The 19,229-nt window shown below is 60.6% G+C and carries 19 protein-coding genes, 1 other RNA gene and 2 pseudogenes; 13 read left to right on the top strand and 9 right to left on the bottom strand.

Translation table 11 applies throughout. The features are described 5' to 3' along the window. From ISP15_RS10580 to ISP15_RS10570, 3 genes and pseudogenes are all read left to right on the top strand, one after another. A pseudogene (locus ISP15_RS10580) lies at positions 1 to 548 on the top strand (IS3 family transposase); the annotation flags it as partial. Continuing rightward, positions 544 to 1,051: pseudogene (locus tag ISP15_RS10575) on the top strand (DDE-type integrase/transposase/recombinase); the annotation flags it as partial. The pseudogenes ISP15_RS10580 and ISP15_RS10575, both read left to right, overlap by 5 nt. Before the next feature lie 408 nt (positions 1,052 to 1,459). After that, positions 1,460 to 1,606 (top strand): hypothetical protein, encoded by a 147-nt coding sequence (locus ISP15_RS10570; RefSeq protein ID WP_404547270.1) that lies wholly within the window; start codon positions 1,460 to 1,462, stop codon positions 1,604 to 1,606. A gap of 67 nt (positions 1,607 to 1,673) precedes the next feature. On the opposite strand, the gene ISP15_RS10565 is transcribed toward ISP15_RS10570, so the two are convergent. From ISP15_RS10565 to ISP15_RS10555, 3 genes are all read right to left on the bottom strand, one after another. Next, positions 1,674 to 2,297: a hypothetical protein gene (locus tag ISP15_RS10565; RefSeq protein WP_404547269.1), complete on the bottom strand. Its 624-nt coding sequence runs from the start codon at positions 2,295 to 2,297 to the stop codon at positions 1,674 to 1,676. A 601-nt stretch (positions 2,298 to 2,898) separates the two neighbouring features. Next, the gene (locus ISP15_RS10560; RefSeq protein ID WP_404547268.1) at positions 2,899 to 3,357 is read right to left on the bottom strand and encodes a type II toxin-antitoxin system HicB family antitoxin; all 459 of its coding nucleotides are present in this window, start codon (positions 3,355 to 3,357) and stop codon (positions 2,899 to 2,901) included. Positions 3,358 to 3,366: 9 nt separating this feature from the next. Then, the gene (locus ISP15_RS10555) at positions 3,367 to 3,621 is read right to left on the bottom strand and encodes a type II toxin-antitoxin system HicA family toxin (RefSeq protein WP_404547266.1); all 255 of its coding nucleotides are present in this window, start codon (positions 3,619 to 3,621) and stop codon (positions 3,367 to 3,369) included. 429 nt (positions 3,622 to 4,050) lie between these two features. Between ISP15_RS10555 and ISP15_RS10550 the strand changes: the two genes are divergently transcribed. Then, a complete protein-coding gene (locus ISP15_RS10550) occupies positions 4,051 to 4,383 on the top strand; it encodes a hypothetical protein (RefSeq protein ID WP_404547265.1) in 333 nt (110 codons plus the stop codon). A gap of 440 nt (positions 4,384 to 4,823) precedes the next feature. On the opposite strand, the gene ISP15_RS10545 is transcribed toward ISP15_RS10550, so the two are convergent. The 3 genes from ISP15_RS10545 to smpB form a co-directional block, all read right to left on the bottom strand. Next, the gene (locus ISP15_RS10545) at positions 4,824 to 6,044 is read right to left on the bottom strand and encodes a tyrosine-type recombinase/integrase (RefSeq protein ID WP_404547264.1); all 1,221 of its coding nucleotides are present in this window, start codon (positions 6,042 to 6,044) and stop codon (positions 4,824 to 4,826) included. Positions 6,045 to 6,208: 164 nt separating this feature from the next. Next, positions 6,209 to 6,560, bottom strand: a transfer-messenger RNA (tmRNA) gene (ssrA, locus tag ISP15_RS10540). Between the two features lie 131 nt (positions 6,561 to 6,691). After that, positions 6,692 to 7,186, bottom strand: coding sequence for an SsrA-binding protein SmpB (smpB, locus tag ISP15_RS10535; RefSeq protein ID WP_404547263.1), 495 nt, complete (start codon positions 7,184 to 7,186; stop codon positions 6,692 to 6,694). 79 nt (positions 7,187 to 7,265) lie between these two features. Between smpB and ISP15_RS10530 the strand changes: the two genes are divergently transcribed. Together ISP15_RS10530 and ISP15_RS10525 are read left to right on the top strand one after the other, a co-directional pair. After that, on the top strand, positions 7,266 to 7,697 hold the full coding sequence (locus ISP15_RS10530) for a type II toxin-antitoxin system RatA family toxin (protein ID WP_404547262.1): 432 nt from the start codon (positions 7,266 to 7,268) through the stop codon (positions 7,695 to 7,697). After that, complete coding sequence (locus ISP15_RS10525) at positions 7,690 to 7,965, top strand: RnfH family protein (protein ID WP_404547261.1); 276 nt, start codon at positions 7,690 to 7,692, stop codon at positions 7,963 to 7,965. Before ISP15_RS10530 ends, ISP15_RS10525 begins: the two co-directional genes overlap by 8 nt. A 41-nt stretch (positions 7,966 to 8,006) precedes the next feature. Here the strand turns inward: ISP15_RS10525 and ISP15_RS10520 are convergent, their stop codons facing one another. Then, positions 8,007 to 8,495, bottom strand: a complete 489-nt coding sequence (locus tag ISP15_RS10520) for an outer membrane protein assembly factor BamE (RefSeq protein ID WP_404547260.1) — start codon at positions 8,493 to 8,495, stop codon at positions 8,007 to 8,009. A gap of 76 nt (positions 8,496 to 8,571) precedes the next feature. On the opposite strand from ISP15_RS10520, the gene fur reads away from it, so the two are divergent. Further along, on the top strand, positions 8,572 to 8,985 hold the full coding sequence (gene fur / locus ISP15_RS10515; protein WP_404547259.1) for a ferric iron uptake transcriptional regulator: 414 nt from the start codon (positions 8,572 to 8,574) through the stop codon (positions 8,983 to 8,985). A gap of 361 nt (positions 8,986 to 9,346) precedes the next feature. Here the strand turns inward: fur and ISP15_RS10510 are convergent, their stop codons facing one another. Continuing rightward, positions 9,347 to 10,939, bottom strand: a complete 1,593-nt coding sequence (locus tag ISP15_RS10510; protein ID WP_449757818.1) for an MASE1 domain-containing sensor histidine kinase — start codon at positions 10,937 to 10,939, stop codon at positions 9,347 to 9,349. A 58-nt stretch (positions 10,940 to 10,997) separates the two neighbouring features. On the opposite strand from ISP15_RS10510, the gene ISP15_RS10505 reads away from it, so the two are divergent. Further along, positions 10,998 to 11,633, top strand: coding sequence for a response regulator (locus ISP15_RS10505; RefSeq protein ID WP_404547257.1), 636 nt, complete (start codon positions 10,998 to 11,000; stop codon positions 11,631 to 11,633). A 178-nt stretch (positions 11,634 to 11,811) separates the two neighbouring features. On the opposite strand, the gene recN is transcribed toward ISP15_RS10505, so the two are convergent. Next, positions 11,812 to 13,485, bottom strand: a complete 1,674-nt coding sequence (gene recN, locus ISP15_RS10500; protein WP_404547256.1) for a DNA repair protein RecN — start codon at positions 13,483 to 13,485, stop codon at positions 11,812 to 11,814. Positions 13,486 to 13,709: 224 nt separating this feature from the next. Here recN and hrcA point away from each other — a divergent pair, with 224 nt between their 5' ends. The 5 genes from hrcA (at position 13,710) to dnaJ (ending at position 19,199) form a co-directional block, all read left to right on the top strand. Next, positions 13,710 to 14,759, top strand: a complete 1,050-nt coding sequence (hrcA, locus tag ISP15_RS10495; protein WP_404547255.1) for a heat-inducible transcriptional repressor HrcA — start codon at positions 13,710 to 13,712, stop codon at positions 14,757 to 14,759. 82 nt (positions 14,760 to 14,841) lie between these two features. Next, entirely contained in the window at positions 14,842 to 15,378 is a 537-nt protein-coding gene (gene grpE, locus ISP15_RS10490) for a nucleotide exchange factor GrpE (protein ID WP_404547254.1), read from the top strand. A 118-nt stretch (positions 15,379 to 15,496) separates the two neighbouring features. Further along, entirely contained in the window at positions 15,497 to 17,434 is a 1,938-nt protein-coding gene (dnaK, locus tag ISP15_RS10485; protein ID WP_404547253.1) for a molecular chaperone DnaK, read from the top strand. 62 nt (positions 17,435 to 17,496) lie between these two features. After that, positions 17,497 to 18,075, top strand: coding sequence for a TMEM175 family protein (locus ISP15_RS10480; protein ID WP_404547252.1), 579 nt, complete (start codon positions 17,497 to 17,499; stop codon positions 18,073 to 18,075). Next, positions 18,072 to 19,199 carry a molecular chaperone DnaJ gene (gene dnaJ, locus ISP15_RS10475; RefSeq protein WP_404547251.1) on the top strand — a complete coding sequence of 376 codons (1,128 nt, stop codon included), beginning with the start codon at positions 18,072 to 18,074 and terminating at the stop codon, positions 19,197 to 19,199. The genes ISP15_RS10480 and dnaJ overlap by 4 nt, the downstream gene beginning before the upstream one ends. Positions 19,200 to 19,229: the final 30 nt, after the last annotated feature.

The following is a 19,229-nucleotide window of genomic DNA, read 5'->3' as shown; positions in this document are numbered from 1 at the left end:
TGCGAACACAGCGCGACGAGGCGCTGGTTGCGCAGATCCAGCGCGTCTGGCGAGCGAACCTGCAGGTCTACGGTGCGGACAAGGTCTGGCGACAGCTCGGCCGCGAAGGCATCGTGGCGGCACGATGCACGGTCGAGCGGTTGATGCGCAAGCATGGACTGCGCGGCGTCATGCGCGGCAAGGTCGTGCGCACCACCGTCAGTGATCGTGATGCACCGCGCTCGCTGGACAAGGTTAATCGGCAATTCCGTGCCGACCGACCGAACCAGCTGTGGGTCAGTGATTTCACGTACGTCTCGACCTGGCAGGGCTGGCTGTACGTCGCGTTTGTCATCGACGTCTTCGCCCGCCGTATCGTCGGTTGGCGGGTCAGCGACTCGATGCGTACGGATTTCGTACTCGATGCACTCGAGCAGGCGCTCTACGCCCGTCGTCCAGAGCGCGACGGCACGTTGATCCACCACAGCGATCGAGGTTCGCAATACGTCTCGATCCGCTATAGCGAACGCCTGGCCGAGGCGGGAATCGAACCTTCAGTGGGAAGTCGCNACCACCGTCAGTGATCGTGATGCACCGCGCCCGCTGGACAAGGTTAATCGGCAATTCCGTGCCGACCGACCGAACCAGCTGTGGGTCAGTGATTTCACGTACGTCTCGACCTGGCAGGGCTGGCTGTACGTCGCGTTTGTCATCGACGTCTTCGCCCGCCGTATCGTCGGTTGGCGGGTCAGCGATTCGATGCGTACGGATTTCGTACTCGATGCACTCGAGCAGGCGCTCTACGCCCGTCGTCCAGAGCGCGACGGCACGTCGCGGCGACAGCTACGACAACGCACTCGCCGAGACCATCAATGGGCTCTACAAAGCCGAGCTGATTCACCGCAGAGGGCCATGGAAAACCAAGGCGGCCGTAGAGCTTGCGACGCTGGAATGGGTGGCCTGGTTCAACGCCCAGCGATTGCTTGCACCAATCGGCTATATCCCGCCAGCGGAGGCCGAGGCAAACTACTATCGGCAACTCGCGCAATCACGAGCCGCTGAACCAGCATGACTTAAACCAAACAGCCTTCACGAAAGCCGGGGCGGTTCACCATCATCGGCGGTAATGCTGGCGATACGATCAGGTACGACCGTGACGATTGCTTTCTATCCTTTCAGTTCCATCCGCAGAACGGACGACTGCAGCAGGTTGCTGCTGATGGATATGCCTATGGTGAGGGATTGGCGGCTGATGAGCCATCAAAGGGCCACATACGGACTTACAGCAAAGGCTGCTCATCGAGGTCATGGTTCAAAAGGCCGACATTGGTGCATTGATAGCGACGTACTGAGGAATGCGTGACCGCGACGGCGCTATCTGCTGGGTTTACTTTCTGCCGTGTCGACATGGCGTAAGTACCGGTTTGTTTCGTAGACAGCTACCGCGAGGCCAGATGGCGCGATCCGGCGTGTGCGCAAAATGGCTACTTTGCTGCGCGATATGAACTTGGTTGATGGCGACCGCTGGCTTTCTGCGAATGCCTGCGCGGTTTACCTCGGCGTGATCGCGCAAAGTGATCACCCACTGAGCGCGGCTTCTCAGGACGTATGGCATACCAATTTTTGAGGCCAATCCGGCCACACATGTCGCAGAGGAAGTTGGAAGTCAGCGAGTGGCAATGAATCGGCGGCACTCATGTCGGACCAAAAGTATGCCCGAGCATGGATAGAGCCGATTGAAGTTTGACGATGTTGGCAGTGATATTCGCGCGAGTCTCAAGTGGCATCGAGTACCAGCCGTTTCGATCGTTCGCCATCGCAAACCCGAGGATGGTCCCGGTTGACGCCATGCGAGTATCAATCGATTCCATGACAAGCATCGCATCCACAATAGCGGTACCTGCCATCCCGCTGGCGAATCGATCTGATGTGGAGAGAATTTTAAGTCGCTGTTGTGCGTGACTAGCTTGATCTCTCAAAATAGTTATTTGGCTGCCTATTTCGTGATTAAGCAGATTTCTTTTCGTCGAATCTTCAATTTGTGTCAGAAGGCTAAGCGGCTCTCGAATGACGTTGGCGATCGTTGCTCTTGCGACTCGATCGGCGCGATTTGCAATGCCAGACGCGATAACGGCCGCCGTACCGGCGCCTATCAGCGCTCCCAATGCTGTCCCCATGACGTTGCTTGCGTCATTACCGAGCTTCCAGGGGAAAAGTGGCAGACGCAGTAAAACTCCGCAGACACAGCCGATCGCAAATGACAGTACGATTTCGGGTCTCTCGCGTGCATAGTCGAGCCAGCGGACTAGCTTCTGCATAACGTCTCATTCCATAAAATTCCCAAGCCTATTCTCTGCCATGATGTTGCGTGTGTTCATGAAAGGCCACAAGGTTCGAACGGAGCACAAACAATGCACCATACCCAGCAATGGGCCCAAAAGTATTTCGATAAGGCTAGCAAATCTTCAGAGTTACCGTGCGTAGCTCAGCGACGGGGAGCTGCCCAGTCGTTGTGAAGCCATCACACGTACGGCGTATTTCAGATCGCGGAGGGAACTGACGGATATCGGCTTCTAGGTCGCGCTATGCCATACCAGATATGAAGAACCCCGCCAGAGCGGGGTTGCTGACTAAGACTTGCGGCTTTTAGATCGCGGCCTTGGGTTAACCTCTGATGCATCGACTACAAGAGGGCCGTCTTTGTCTGCTTTCACTAGGTTGAGCCGACTGAAGGCAACCATGATTCCTGGCACGAGACTCTCTTTATTCGGTCCAATAGGTCCCGAGCCAACCTGATACTCGACGGCAAGGTTAAATTTCCCTTCGTGGAGCCCAAAGTGCTTCACCAATATCGTGGCCAATTCCTTAGTGGTAGCAGTTCCCGCCACCTCTTCGGCCGCAGGACGTCCGGGATCTCCCTCAATGGTGGACACGATTGGTCTCCGCACCCTCTGCAACCATCGCTTTCATGGTCGTAAAAGGCGAATCGAGTGAACCAGCTTCCATTTCCACGAAGACAAAATGGCGATGATTTACTTCGGACTGCCCGTTTAGATAGCAGTCGACCGATCGCGCAACTATATCGTTGAGCGAGGTTTTTTCGGCCGATGCGCGCAACAAGGCCGCTCTATGCAGATCAGGAGCTATACGAACTTGAAACTGGCCTTTGCACGGACGCTGAGGATCGCGGCCGAGCGTCTCGCAGGTCGTGAGGTAATCGTCTACCGCAGCGTGAAACTCCTTTTCGAGCAGCTTGGGCGATTCCGCTTTAAAGGTCACAAGGTCGTCAATGAAGAGGATCTTCCCTCGACATTCAAAAGTATCCAAATCGATGTCTGCAGTGCCTTCATAACCCTTGTACGCAGTAAATACTGTCATCGTCATACCTCAAAGAAATCCGTGTGCCTTGAGATGCTCCCTCACGTCGACGAGGCATCCTTTGTCGACTTCGTTTGGGGAGTGTGGTTCATGGCAAATGATGAGAGCGTTCTTTCCTCTATGGAAAAATTTCCGCCTCGATCCACCTCCATTAAGGAGTTCATAACCAAGGGATTTTAGTGCTCCCTTGAGCTCATCCCACTTGATGTCTGATGGCGGCGGGGTCGTAGCAATCCGCGCTATGAGTTTCGCGTGTTTTGACATCGGCCCCCGCTCCTTGGAGGTGGATCGTAACTAAAAAACAGTTACTAATTGTTAAGCGGGTCTCAAAATTGGACAACTCTTTTATCTCCATGGCTGCGCGCGCCACCCCCGCACCAGCTAGGCCGAGCGGATAAGCCATTCCAGCGCCCAGAGGAAACCGGCACGCTCCGCCGACCTTATTGCCGAGCAGGATGGTGCTGGGGCAATGCGGCAAACCACGACCATTTCGACAGGTCAAGCCGATTGCCAGGGTTGGCCGAACTCTTCCTCCTGACCTACCTGGACCCCGTTTTGGCTGGCTGCTCAAGAGCCGAGGTCCGGGGTTTAGGGTGAAAGGGAATGGTGACAAGGCTCGCAACGAACTGAAAGGTCTGCTCAAGTAAGCGCGCAGCCGGCCGATACAAGGCCGAAAGCAAATGGAGGTAGCTAATGGGCACGATCTTGTTGCGTCATGTGGAAGGTGGCGGTGTTGCCATGCATAGGTTCGAGGAAGGCGGGACCGCCGAAGCGATTCCTGCCCGGTACGATCTCTTTAAATACAACGGCGGTGTTAATTGGGGCTACAAAGGCACCGGCGTCCAGGCGCTGTCCTACGCTGTTGCCAATATTGTCCTGTCCTTGCATGGGCCAACCGACGCTGAGCTGCACCGCTGTGCTCGGGCCATCTTGGACAACGTACTTTGTCATTTGAATGGCGAAGAGGAGCATGACGTGTCGACGTCGTATCTCCTCGAAGTTTGCGGCGTACATGAAGTGAACTAATTTACACATTGCGCGCAACGTATTCGCCGAAGAACCCCGCAAAGATGCATCATTAATACCTGAAGTACGGTTTCGCCGTGACAATAAAGCCAAGGAGGATGAAGTGAAGAGAGTAGCTCTGCTTCTCTGTTTCTTGCCGGTTATGGCTGCCAACGCGGCCTCCCATCATTACAGTGGATCTTCGCGTCACAGCTCCTCGTACCCCAATCCTTCAAAGAGTTCGTCAGATGTGCATGTGCACAGCTACATCAAACGTAATGGTGAGCATGTTCAGTCGCATATGAGAACAGCTCCAGATCACACGAAGGCGAATAATTTCTCCACGCGCGGTAGCGTAAATCCGTATACCGGGGCCATAGGGACCAAAGATCCCAATAGTCGGCCCCACTGATTGGAAAGAAGTTGCATCCTTAACCGCTCCGGCGGGTTTTTTTTGCGGGCTAGCTGACCTTCTTACGGATCGCCACCACATTGCCGCCAGCCTTGAGCGTATCCAAGTAGTCCGCCCACGCCTGCATCATCTTCCGGCGTTCGGTCAGGTGTGCAGTGCGGTTGTAGGCTCGCCCATTCGGATCACGGACGGCATGTGCAAGCTGGTGTTCGATGTAATCGGGCCGGAAGTGCAGTACCTCATCCAGTACCGTGCGCGCCATCGCTCGGAAGCCATGGCCGCTCATTTCTTCACTGGCATAGCCCATACGACGAAGAGCCGCCAGCACGGCGTTATTGCTCATAGGGCGCTTCGGGCCGCGCGCGCTCGGAAACAGATAACGACCTTGCCCGGTAAGTGCTTGCAGCTCGCGTAGGATCTCTACAGCTTGCAGTGGCAGCGGCACAAGATGGGGCTCGCGCATTTTCATCTTCTCGGCGGGTATGTTCCATTCCGCCTTGTCAAGGTCGAACTCAGTCCATTCGGCTTGTCGCAATTCACCTGGGCGTACGAATACCAGCGGTGCCAGCCGTAGGGCGCACTTCGTTACGAAGGATCCACGGTAGTCATCGATCGCGCGGAGTAGGGCGCCGATGGCGTTCGGATCGGTGATGGCGGCCAAGTGCTTTTGCTTCACCGGGGGAAGGGCGCCTTTCAGATCGGCTGCGGGATTGCGTTCCGCGCGTCCGGTGGCGATCGCGTAGCGGAAGACCTGGCCGCAGTTCTGCAGCACACGATGTGCGGATTCAGCGGCGCCGCGGTCGACGATGCGATTCACCGTCCCCAGCAATTCCTTTGCCGTGATGTCGGCGATAGGACGATTGCCCAGCCAAGGGAAGATGTCGTTCTCCAGGCGAAGCATGATGCGGCTGGCGTGTAGTTCCACCCACGACTTGGACTGCTTAGCGTGCCACTCGCGGGCAACGACCTCGAAGCTATTGGCTGCCCGTTCTTCGCCGGCGGCTTTCTCGGCTTTGCGGTGCGCGCCTGGATCGATGCCTGCAGCAAGTTGCTTGCGTGCACTGTCGCGCTTTTCGCGTGCGTCGGCGAGGCTCGTGTCCGGATAGGTGCCGAGCGATAGCAGCTTCTCTTTGCCGCCATGGCGGTACTTGAGGCGCCACCATTTCGAGCCGTTCGGATTGAGCAGCAGATACAGCCCGCCACCGTCCGCGAGCTTCTTTGGCTTGTCAGGACGAGCGGCTTTGCGGATGCCGGTGTCAGAAAGAGGCATTGGGGGTAACACCCTGTGGGGGTAGGCCAGTTACCCCGAAACTTACCCCCAGTTACCCCCGGATTTCAATGGATGCGGTTGGACGATATCGGACAAGAAAAAGGCCGGAACCCTTGGTATCATCGGGTTTTCCGGCCTTGGTTGGACGTCGTTGGACGAGTAATTGGTGGAGGTGGCGGGAGTCGAACCCGCGTCCGAAGGCGCTTGACGCCCGGTACTACATGCTTAGCTCACCGTTGAATCTCATCCCGCGACAGCACGATGTGCGAGGCGCATCGAAGGACCAGCCCGCTTGATTTGACCCTGGCCGGCAGGCGGCGGCTTTGGGCGATCCCGTGATAATGACCCTACACCGACGAGCACAGGCACAAGTGGGTTCGGGGCTAGGCCTTAAGCGGCCAGAGCGTAGTTGTCGTCGTTGGCAACTATAAGTTTGCGGCTGGATTAACGAGGAAAGCTGCCCCCTCGGCATGCACCAAGCTATCTCACTACCCCCGTCGAAGCCAGGACACCCCCGGGGAAAAGATTGCTTAAGCGTTGCCAGTATATATGGTGACGACTGCGGTTGGGGCAAGGGGAGGCAACAAATCGGGCGAGATTGAGAGAACGATGGGTGACTTGTTCCCGCTGTCTTCTCCGCTGCCGCGCTACGCCTCGCGGTTATGCGAACGCATGGTGCGCTGCTTTTCGCGTTGCCAGTCGCGCTCTTTCTCGGTGTTGCGCTTGTCGTGTTCCTGCTTGCCGCGCGCCAAGCCGATTTCCACCTTTACCTTGTTGCCTTTCCAGTACATGGCGATCGGCACCAGGGTGTAGCCCTTGCGTTCCACGGCGCCGATCAACTGGTCGATTTCCTGGCGATGGAGCAGCAGTTTGCGGGTGCGGCGGTCTACCGCCACCACGTGGGTGGAGGCGCTGATCAGTGGTGGGATGGAGGTGCCGACCAGGAATAGCTCTCCCTTCAGCACCACGGCATAGCCGTCGCCGAAGTTGATCCGGCCGGCGCGCAATGCCTTCAGCTCCCAGCCTTGCAGGGCGATGCCCGCCTCATAGCGCTGGTCGATGTGGTATTCGTGCCGGGCGCGCTTGTTGAGCGCGATCGTGCCGCCGGTATTTTTTTTGTCCTTGTCCTTCGCTTTTGCCATGTCCGCTAAACTTCGGGCTGTTGCCCCGTGCAGGCCGCCTGTACGCCGGCTCGACCTGGATTCTTGTAAAGAGGCTGCCGTGATCGAAATCCGCCGCAGCGCCCTGGTGAAATACTCGCCGGCGCAAATGTTCGACCTGGTGAATGAGGTCGAAGCATACCCAAAGCGCTTCGCCTGGTGTGCCAACACCGAGGTGATCGAGCGCGGGGAGAACATGCTGGTGGTGCGGCTCGATCTCAAGTTTGCCGGTTTCCATCACAGCTTTACCACGCGCAACACCATCGATCGTCCGCGACGCTTGCAGGTGGGCCTGGTGAGTGGGCCCCTTCGCAGCCTGGAGGGTTTCTGGGATTTCATCCCGCTGGGCACGGAGGGCTGCAAGGTCGCGCTGGAGCTGGATTTCGATTATGCCGGACGCCTGGGCGGCGCGGCCTTGAAACTGGGTTTCCAGGGCTTGGCCAATCGCATGGTCGACGATTTCTGCCGCGAGGCGGAAAAGGTCTATGGCTGACCGCATCTGCGTGGAGGTGGTGTGCGCCACGGCGGAACGGCAGGTAGTGCGACGCCTGAACCTGCCTGTCGGCAGCACGGTGATCCAGGCGGTGGAGCAATCGGGGGTCTTGCGCGAGATGCCAGGAGTCGCCTTCGATCCGTTGCGCCTTGGCGTTTTTTCCCGCCGTGTGGCACCGGACGAAATGCTTCGCGACGGCGATCGGGTGGAAATCTACCGACCGCTTACCCTGGATCCGAAGGATGCGCGTCGACGGCGCGCGCGATAGAGAGGTTTTACGCCGCCTCTATGGCATGGCACTGATCGATATCAGTGCGAACCGCTGTCGTCGCCGCCATTGCCGTTATCGCCGCCATCACCGTCGCTATCACCGCCATCGCTGCCGCCGGAGCTCTTGTCGCCGGAGGTATCGTTGACGTTGTAATTGGTCTTGTACTTGTTGCTTTCGTTGACCAGCTTCTGCGCATCCTGGAAGTACAGCGTGCCTTCGGTGCGCACCAGCACGTCGTTATTGAAAAACAGGCTAAGCGAATTGAGCTTCATCTTTTCGCCGCGATGGGAATAAGTGGACACGTAGTCCCAGCGGTTTTGATCGAATGGTGAAGCGACGGACGGGGTGCCCAGCAGCACCAGCACCTGGCGCTTGGTGAGACCCGGCTTCAGCTGTTCGGCAAGGTTCTTGTCGATGGTCTTGTCGAACAGATTGCCCTGGGCCACGTCGGGGGTGTACACGATATGGCAGCCGGCGAGGGGGAGTGCCAGCGTGGCGAAGCCCAGCGTGCGGATCAGCTTTTGCATTCGTATTGCGTCCGGATCGTGAAGGTAACGGATGATACACTAAAGGCTTGATTCCACCGTGTATCGGGAGCTTGCGATGGAGCAGGAAACCCAAGAACTCCGCAAGGCCGGGCTGAAAGTTACTCATCCCCGCATGCGCATACTCCAGATCTTCGAAGAGGACGGCGTTCGGCATCTGACGGCCGAGGACGTCTACAAGAAGTTGCTGGCCTACCAGGAAGATATCGGCCTGGCCACGGTGTACCGGGTACTGACTCAGTTCGAGGCCGCCGGCATCCTCAGCAAGCATAATTTCGAGGGTGGGCAGGCGGTCTATGAACTGGATCGTGGCCAGCACCATGACCACATGATCGATGTGGACAGCGGAAAGGTGATCGAGTTCGTCAGCGAGGAGATCGAGCGTTTGCAGCGCGAGATCGCCAGCCGGCATGGCTACGAAATCCAGGACCATAGCCTCGTGCTTTATGTGCGGCCGGCCAGGAAGAGGTAGGGACTCGGTCGGTTCGCTCCAGGGGCGGCCAGCCCCGGGAGAGCGGGGCAGTTAAGCCTGGGTGAGGCGGTCTTCGGTATCGGGCGCCTGTTTTTCCGTTCGCCCATAAAAAAAGCCGCGGGAGGACTCCTGTCCACCCAGCGGCTTACCGTTGTCCCTTGACTTGCCGAGTACCCGAGTTGCTCGTGATACCCGCGTTTGTCCAGACTCCGGCGGAATGGCTTCCTGCCATTCTTCGGGCCTGCCGTCCCCACGGCTGGCCCGTGCTCACCGTCTTGCGACGGCGGCTCCCCCACATCGATGAAGTGATCGTAACGAAGCCTTTACGTGGCTGGTATTGGAAAATTTCCTAGTTACAGTGTCACAAGTCACTTGTTTCGCGACCCGAGATTGTGCTTCGCAACAAAATGCGCAGGTGCACGCCCTGCTGATCGGGGCGCAGCCTGAACAGTCCACCAAGCGACATCACCCGGTCGCGCATGCCTTGCAAGCCACGACCGCCGCGCGGCACCCGCTCGGGCAGGCCGACGCCGTTATCGCGGATATCCAGCAGCGCCAGCGCGATGCCCGCACGTTCGCCGATGCGCAGGCGCAGGCGAAATTCGCTGGCTTGTGCATGCTTGACCGCATTGGTGGCGCTTTCCTGGGCAAGCCGGTAGATGGCGGTGCGGATATCCTCTTCGAGCAGGCGTGGATCGCCGTACAGTTCCGTGGAGTAGGTCATGCCGGCGGTGGCCATCAGATCGCGGATCGGACCTTCGTCAAGCGCTCGCATCAGGCCGAATTCATCGAGCACCGCTGGCCGCAGGTCATCCAGCAGGCGATGCAAGGCTCGGCGCATGTGCCCGAGGATGCTGTTGATCGAGGTGCCGATATCTTCGAGTCCGGCCTGCTGCAGGCGGTTTTGTGCAAGCTTGACGTGGGTCTGGATGGCGGTGAGGTTTTGGCCGAGTTCGTCGTGCAGTTCGGCGGCCATGTGGCGGCGCTGGTTTTCCTCTGCCTGCATGTTGCCACGCGCGGCATCGCGCAGTTGCCGAGCGAGGTGGTCCAGGCGTCGATTCACCGCGGCCAGGTATACGTTCTGCTCGGCGACGCGGGCGCTGCTGCGGCGAAGCGCGTCGGTCGCCGAACCGAGCATCAGCGCGCCGGTGCCGGCTACCGCCAGGAACATGTGCGAGGAGGCGGTCGGGATCGCGTGGGTGAACACGCGGTCGACCAGCGCCATGCCAAGGCTCGACATCAGCATGGACAGACTCGCGCCACGCCAGCCATGCCGGAACGCGAAGAACAGTACCGGCGCCAATGACAGCACCCGGGCGAACTCGCGTTGCGGCGCCGCCTGTTCGGTCAGGATCAGCAGGATGACCAGGGCGGGCAGCATCACCAGCAAGCCATCCATCAACAATTCCGACATTTCGTGTTTCGAAGGACGCGCGCGCCATAGCATGATCAGCGGCGGCACCAGCAGTAGCAGTCCGACGTAGTTGCCGAGCAGTTCGTCGCCCAGCGCTTGCAGCAGTCCGGAAGGCGGCAATTCGTGCACCAGCGCCATCATCAACGCATCGGTAGCGGTGGCGGCGACCACGGTGAAGCCGGCGGAGAGAAGCAGGCGCGAGACCTCTTCCGGATCGCGCAGGCTCGGCCGCAGGTTCGCCCGGCGTAGCAAGCCCAGGCACAGCGCCACCACGATCGGTTGCGGCAGATCGCCGTAAACGAACACACGCCAGCCCATGGTGTAGCTATGCAAGAAATCGATCAGTCCCGCGGCAATCAATTCGCCACCAATCAGCCAGCCCCAATAACGCAATGGAGCCAGCAGCAGCACCCCGAAGCGCAGGCCGAACTGCAAGGTCCAATCAGGCTCGGCGGTAGGCCATAGCAGCGCCCAGGCCAAGGCGTAGCCGAGGCCCGCAAGAGGGCCGGAGACGTAGGGCAGCAGGGATTTCAGTCGCATGCGCAGATGGTACATGTGGATCGCTTCCGTCCGTCGCGCAGACTGCTACAGTGCGTCCATGCACAGCATTGTTCTGGTCGACGATCACGCCATCGTCCGCGAAGGGTTCAAACGGCTTATCGAGATGGAGCCCGACCTTGAGGTCGTGGCCGAATGCCGTAATGCCGACGATGCGGTCGAGGCGATCAGCCAACGCCGCCCCGACCTGGTGGCACTGGATCTGTCGTTGCCCGATGGCAGCGGATTGCCCTTGATCGAACACTTGCGCAGCGTGGCGACCGGTACGCGCATCGTGGTGCTGAGCATGCACGATGGCGAGCCTTACGTATCCGAGGCGTTGCGGCGTGGTGCCAGCGGCTATGTCACCAAGGGAGCGGCGCCGGAGGAACTGGTGGCCGGCCTGCGTGCGGTGATGCGTGGCGAGCAGTTCCTCAGTTCCGATTTGCGCCAGCGGCGCGCTGAGCGCCCGCACGATACGCTCGATCCGGTCGATCGCCTCACCGCGCGCGAGCGCGAGGTGTTCTTGCTGCTGGCTGCGGGACGCGCACCCAAGCAAGTAGCGGGCGAGTTGGGCATCGGGCAGAAAACGGTTTATATCCACCGCGCCAGCTTGATGGGCAAGCTTGGGGCGGGTTCGGAACTGGATCTTTACCGCATCGCCAGCGAGCGGGGGCTGCTGCCGATTCGTACATAGGTTGTTCTGCGGGCTGGCCCGGAACGCAAGCGGATGCACATGGCGGCATGCTATTGCGGCGGCGATGGAGCACACAGAACCCAAGGCCGGCGAAGCTACGTTTTTGGAGATAGCCTTCGCCAGGCATCTTGCTGGTTGCCCGCTTTCCTGCCGTTTCACCTCAGTCGCTTGCGACCATTCAGGCGATCTGCGCCTGCTCCAGCATTTTCTTCGCATGCGCGCGCGTTTCCCGCGTGATTTCGACGCCGCCCAGCATGCGGGCCAATTCGTCGCGCCGGCCTTCGTTGTCCAGGGAATCGATGCGTGTGTGGGTGGATTTGCCTTCGCTGTGCTTGCTGACACGCAAATGGGCGTGCCCTTGCGCGGCCACCTGCGGCAGGTGGGTGACGCATAGCACCTGGCAGCGCGATCCCAGCGCCCGCAGTTTCTGGCCGACCACTTCGGCGACCGCGCCGCCGATACCGGTGTCGACTTCGTCGAATACCATGCAGCCGATCGTGTCCTTGCCCAGCGTGGCCACTTCGATCGCCAGGCTGATCCGGGCCAGTTCGCCTCCGGAGGCGACCTTGCGCAACGCTCTCGGTGGCTGGCCCGGGTTGGCGCTGACCAATATCTCGCAACGCTCGCGTCCTTGCGGATCGGGATCGTTGCTGTCCGGGCGCTCCAGCGTAACCTCCAGCACGCCGCCGGCCATGCCCAGCTCGGCCATCAAGGCGCTGACTTCCTTGCCGAGCCGCTTGGCGGCCGCTTGGCGAGACTTGCCCAGCACATCGGCGGCCTTGTTGTAGTCGTTTTGCGCCTGTCCGCGCTGCGCACCAAGCCGTTCCAGCGCCTCGCCGGCATTTTCCAGTTCCGTCAGTTCGGCCTGCAGTGCCGCTCGCTTGTCGTCCAAGTCGGCGGCGGGCAGGCGGTGCCGGCGGGAAAGTTCGTGCAGGTGGGCGAGATGGGTATCGACGTCGGCGTAGCGCTCGGGATCGAGATCCACATCCTGCGCATAGCGGCCGAGGCCGTCGACGGCTTCGTTGAGTTGTATCTGTGCGTTGTCCAGTAGCTCCAGCATCGCGCCAAGGCGATCGTCCAACGCGCCAAGGCGGGCCAGTTCGGCATGCGCGCGGCCCAGCGATTGGCGCAAGGCGAATTCGCTATCGCTATCGAGCAGCTCGACGACGCCGGTAATGCCTTCGGTAAGTTTGCTGGCGTTCGCCAGGCGTTTATGACTGGCTTCCAGTTCCGCCAGTTCGGCGGCCGGGAGCGCCCACTTTTCCAGCTCCGACAGTTCATGGCGGAGCAGCTCCAGGCGATGTTCGCGGTCTTCGCCGCCACTGAGCTTGCGGATGCGTGCGCCGAGATCGCGCCATTGCAAGGCGAGGTCGCGTACCTGCGCCACTTGCTTTTCGTTTTCGGCGTAGGCATCGAGCAGACCCAGCTGATGCGAGCGCTCCAGTAAAGCCTGGTGTTCGTGCTGGCCGTGGATTTCGACCAGCAGCGCGGCGAGCTCGCCCATCTGGCCGATGGTGGCCGGACGTCCGTTGATCCATGCCCGCGAGCTGCCCTCGGCGCGGATGATGCGTCGCAGCTGGCAGGCGTCGTCTTCATCCAGTTCCTCGCGCTTCAGCCATGCCTGGGCTTCGGGCAGGCCTTTGAGGTCGAACTCGGCGACCAGTTCGGCGCGGTCGCTGCCGGTCCGCACCATGCCGCTGTCGGCACGCGCTCCGGCCAATAGCATCAATGCATCGACCAGCAGGGATTTGCCCGCGCCGGTCTCGCCGCTGACCACGGTCAAGCCTGGGCCGAAGGTGATATCGGCTTGTTCGACGACGGCAAGGTGGCGGACGTAGAGGGAGGTAAGCATGGAGAAGGGCGGCAGTGGATCGGGCGATTGTAAGGGGAGCGGGAATGAACGGGGAACGGCGGCCCGCCTGGAGGACGGTTTTTGGCGCGAGACCTTGAGACCCGGAAACCGCAAGTCACCCTGACAGGCCATTGGCGGGCTCCCTTTTCCCCAAGGGTTGCGCTTTGTTGCATTCTGCTTCGGCAAACCTTATTTGTTTACCGTCTCACGGATTGCCACAGCGCATGCCCCATCATCACGATCTCGACATCCGCGCGCGGCGCTTGCTGCGCACGTTGATCGCCCAATACCTGGCCGACGGCGAGCCGGTGGGGTCGCGCACGCTGTCGCGCTCGTCCGGGCTGGACGTGAGCCCGGCGACCATCCGCAACATCATGGCCGACCTCGAGGAAGCCGGTCTGGTGGCTTCGCCGCATACATCGGCCGGCCGCATACCCACCCCCCGCGGCCTGCGCCTGTTCGTCGACAGCCTGATCGAATTGCAGCCCGTGCCGCGCGATGAGATGGTGCGCCTGCAGCGTGAGCTGCCGCCCGGCCCGACCACCGTGCGCGACCTGGTCGGCAACGCTTCGGTGCTGCTGTCGGCGATGACGCATTTCGCCGGCGTGGTCACGGTGCCGCGCCAGACCGACTTCCCGTTGCGCCATATTGATTTCGTGCCATTGCCCGATGCCCGGGTACTGGTGATCCTGGTGTTTTCCGACAACCAGGTGCAGAACCGCGTGATCCAATTGGTGAAGCCGTTGGATGGGCGCGAACTGGAGCAGGCGGCCAACTATATCAATGAGCATTTCGTGGGCTTGCGCGTGGACGATATCCGCGCACACCTGCTGCGCGAACTGCGCGAGGCGAGCAGCGAATTGCATCAGCTGTTGTCGAGTGCGGTGGAGCTGGCGGCAGCCTCGTTCGCACCGCAGGGCGAGGACGTGCTCGTCAGCGGCCAGACCAATCTCATGGCCTATTCGGAACTTGCCGACCTGGACCGGCTGCGCGAGCTGTTCGAAGCCTTCCAGCAAAAAAACGAGCTGCTGCAGTTGATGGAAGTCTGTGCCAAGGCACCTGGCGTGCGACTATTCATTGGCGAAGAATCAGGCTTTGCCGCGCTGGACGGCTGCAGTGTCGTCACCGCCAGCTACGGTGCGCAGGGGCGCTTGTTGGGGGCGGTGGGGGTCATCGGCCCTACCCGGATGGCCTATCAGCGAGTGATTCCGGTGGTGCAGGCGACCGCCGGATTGCTCAGCGAAGCCTTGAATCGCGCGGCCACGGCCTTATAAACGCTTCGGGAGGCGGGTTTGCCCGCACATGATTAGGAGGTCGGTACGACGTGCCGGCCACGGACGATGTTTGGAGTGATTCATGCATAACAGCGATTCGCAGTCGCCAGAAGGTACCCCGGAAAACGGCGCACAGCATGCTTCTCCGGGCGCCGAGCTCGAAGCGCTCAAGGCCAGGGTGGCCGAGCTGGAAGCAAGCAACAGCGAACTGCGCGAGGTGGTGCTGCGCGAAAAGGCCGAATTGGAAAATCAGCGCCGTCGCCTGCATCGCGACCTGGAACAGGCGCGCCGCTTCGCCAACGAGAAACTGCTCAATGACCTGTTGCCGGTCTACGACAGCCTCGAGCGTGGCCTGTCAGTGGAAGGCGGCGATGTGAACACGGTGCGCGAAGGCTTGAGCCTTACGTTGAAGGAACTCCTGCGCATTGCCGGCAACAACGGGCTGGTGCAGGTCGATCCCGTCGACCAGCCGCTGGACCCGGAACGTCATCACGCCGTAAGCATGGTGGAAGCGCCGGGCAAGGCAGCAGGCACCGTAGTTACGGTGCTGCAGAAAGGCTACGTTCTGAATGATCGATTGCTGCGCCCGGCATTGGTGGCCGTGGCCAAGGACGACTGAACGGTACCTGCCATTCCAATACCGCAGGGTTTAGCTGGTATTGAACCGCTTTCGCCAAAACCCCATTTGACAACCATTCGCGGCCAGGGAGCCGCTTGCAAGATTCCGGAGCACATCTATGGGCAAGATCATCGGCATTGACCTGGGCACGACCAACTCGTGCGTGGCCATCATGGATGGCAGTACGACCAAGGTTATCGAGAACGCGGAGGGCGATCGCACCACTCCATCCATCGTTGCCTTCACCAAGGATGGCGAAGTGCTGGTCGGCGCGCCCGCCAAGCGCCAGAGCGTCACCAATCCCAAGAACACGTTCTACGCGGTGAAGCGCCTGATCGGCCGCAAGTTCACCGATGCCGAAGTGCAGAAAGACCTGCATATCGTGCCTTACGGCATTGTTGCCCATGACAACGGCGACGCCTGGGTGCAGACCGCCGACGGCAAGAAGATGGCGCCGCAGGAAATCTCCGCCAAAGTGCTGATGAAGATGAAGAAGACCGCCGAGGATTATCTCGGCGAGACGGTGACCGAAGCGGTCATCACCGTGCCGGCCTACTTCAACGACAGCCAGCGCCAGGCCACCAAGGACGCCGGCCGCATCGCTGGCCTGGAAGTGAAGCGCATCATCAACGAGCCGACCGCGGCCGCGCTGGCCTATGGCCTGGACAAGAAGGGCGGCGACCGCAAGATCGTGGTGTACGACCTTGGCGGCGGCACCTTCGACGTGTCGATCATCGAGATTGCCGAAGTCGACGGCGAGAAGCAGTTCGAAGTGCTGGCCACCAACGGCGACACCTTCCTGGGTGGCGAAGACTTCGACATGCGCGTCATCGATTACCTGATCGAGGAATTCAAGAAGGACCAGGGCATCGACCTGCGCAAGGATCCGCTGGCGTTGCAGCGCCTGAAGGACGCGGCCGAGCGTGCCAAGATCGAGCTGTCCTCCGCGCACCAGACTGAAGTGAACCTGCCGTACGTCACGGCGGATGCCTCCGGTCCGAAGCATCTGAACATCAAGCTCACCCGCGCCAAGCTGGAAGCGCTGGTGGAAGAGCTGGTGAAAAAGACCATCGAACCCTGCCGCACCGCGCTGAACGATGCCGGCTTGCGCGTGTCCGACATCGACGAGGTGATCCTGGTCGGCGGCCAGACCCGCATGCCGAAAGTGCAGGAGTCGGTCAAGGACTTCTTCGGCAAGGAACCGCGCAAGGACGTCAACCCGGATGAGGCGGTAGCGGTCGGCGCCGCGATCCAGGGTGGCGTGCTGGGCGGTTCGGTGAAAGATGTGCTGCTGCTCGACGTCACCCCGCTGTCGCTGGGTATCGAGACCATGGGCGGCGTGATGACCAAGCTCATCGAAAAGAACACCACGGTACCGACCAAGGCCTCGCAGGTATTCTCCACGGCCGACGACAACCAGACCGCCGTGACCGTGCATGTATTGCAGGGCGAGCGCGAGCGCGCCAACGCCAACAAGTCGCTGGGCAAGTTCGACCTTGCCGGCATCGAGCCTTCGCCGCGCGGCATGCCGCAGATCGAGGTGACCTTCGATATCGATGCCAACGGCATCCTGCATGTGTCGGCCAAGGACAAGAAAACCGGCAAGGAACAGCGCATCGAGATCAAGGCCGGGTCGGGCCTGTCCGAGGACGAAATCGCGCGGATGGTCGCGGACGCCGAGGCCAATAAGGAAGAAGACCGCAAGTTCCATGAACTGGTCAGCACCCGCAACAAGGCCGACCAACTGGTGCATGCCACGCGCAGCGCGCTCAAGGAGCATGGCGGCAAGGTGCCGGGTGACCAGCTGAGCTCGATCGAAGGTGCGCTGTCGGATCTGGAAAAGGTCAAGGACGGCGACGACAAGGCGGCGATCGAGTCCAAGGTCCAGAAGCTGGAGCAGGTGGCGCAATCGCTGTATGCCGCGGCCCAGGGTGGCGCTGCGGCCGATGCCGGTGCCGGTTCCGCGCAGCATGGCCCGGGCCCGGGCGGCTCCGCCCAGCCGGACGACGTGGTCGATGCTGAATTCACCGAAGTGAAGAACGACGGCAAGTCGTAATCGTCGAGCAGGTTGGAGACGGGCGCCCATTGCGGGCGCTCGTTGCCTTTGGAGGAAAGGCAATGGACAAGGGGCGGCTTGAGGCTTTCAGCGATGGCGTGCTGGCCATCATCATTACCATCATGGTGCTGGAACTGAAGGTGCCGCACGGCGACGGCTGGAATGTGTTGGTCCAGCAATGGCCGGTGTTCCTCAGTTACGTGCTCAGCTTCGTTTACGTAGGCATCTACTGGAACAACCATCACCATTTCCTGCATGCTGCCGAGAAGGTCAATGGCGGCGTGCTTTGGGCTAATCTTCACCTTCTGTTCTGGCTTTCGCTGATGCCGGTGACGACAGGCTGGATGGGCGAAAACCACTTTGGGCAGAAGCCGGTGGCGGTCTACGGCTTCGTGCTATTGATGTGCGCGCTGGCCTGGCTGCCGCTCCAGTACTGCCTGATCGCGGCCAATGGCGGGAAGTCTTCCTTGCTGGCCCGGGCGCTGGGTGGAGACTGGAAAGGCAAGGCTGCTGTCGCCATGTATCTGAGTGGCATCCTGCTGGCGTTCGTGGCGCCGTGGATGTCGTGTGTTCTTTATGCCACGGTGGCTGCGATCTGGTTCATTCCCGATCGGCGCATCGAATCGCGGATCAAGCAATGAGCAAGCGTGATTACTACGAAGTGCTGGGTGTCGAACGTTCGGTCGGCGAAGCGGAACTGAAAAAGTCCTTCCGCCGCCTGGCCATGAAATACCATCCTGACCGCTGCCCGGACGATCCGCATGCGCAGGAGAAATTCAAGGAGGCCAAGGAGGCCTACGAGGTACTGGCCGATGCGCAGAAACGCTCGATGTACGACCAGTACGGCCACGCTGCTTTCGAAAATGGCATGGGTGGCCGTGGCGGTGCCGGCTTCGGTGACATGGGCGATATCTTCGGAGATATTTTCGGCGACATCTTCGGCGGAGGCGGTGGCCGGGCGCGTTCGCGGCGCGGTGCCGACCTGCGCTACATCATGGAACTCGATCTTGAGGAGGCCGTGTTCGGGGTCGAGAGGAAGTTCGATATTCCCACCCAGGTCAATTGCCATCACTGCAACGGCAGCGGCTCGGAAGACGGCAAGACCGCGTCGTGCAAGACCTGCCATGGGCATGGCCGGGTGCGCATGCAGAACGGCATTTTCTCCATCCAGCAGACCTGCCCGCATTGCAGCGGCAGTGGCCGTGCGATCGAGAAGCCCTGCAAGCAATGCCGCGGCGAAGGACGTCTGGAAGAAACGCGCACATTGTCTGTGCGCATTCCCGCCGGTGTCGACAATGGCGATCGCATCCGCCTCACGGGGCAAGGCGAAGCCGGGCCTGCGGGAACCGAGCCTGGCGATCTCTATGTGGAAGTGCGCGTGCGCGAGCATGCGATCTTCCAGCGCGACGGCAACCATCTTTATTGCGAACTGCCGATCCGCTTCTCGCAGGCGGCGCTGGGTGCGGAATTGCAGGTGCCGACGCTGGAGGGCGAAGTGCCGATCGTCATTCCGCCGGAAACGCAGACTGGCCAGCAATTTACCCTGCGCGGGCGCGGCGTCAAATCCGTGCGCGGTGGCCGCACCGGCGATCTGGTCTGCCGGGTGGTGGTGGAAACGCCAGTACGGCTCACGCGCGAACAACGCGAATTGCTGGAAAAGCTCGAGGCGACGTTCTCGGATGGGGACGCGAACCAGCACACGCCACGTGCCAATTCCTGGGTAGATGGCGTCAAGCAATTCTGGTCGCGCGTGACCTCAGGCTAACGAGCTTGCGTTGCCGAGCGGATGGATCGG

Origin of the sequence: Dyella jejuensis, from assembly GCF_044904675.1 — a bacterium.
GTDB lineage: Bacteria > Pseudomonadota > Gammaproteobacteria > Xanthomonadales > Rhodanobacteraceae > Dyella_B > Dyella_B jejuensis.
The sequence above is the reverse complement of the archived record's forward strand: the minus strand, read 5'-3'. Positions and strand labels throughout refer to the sequence as shown.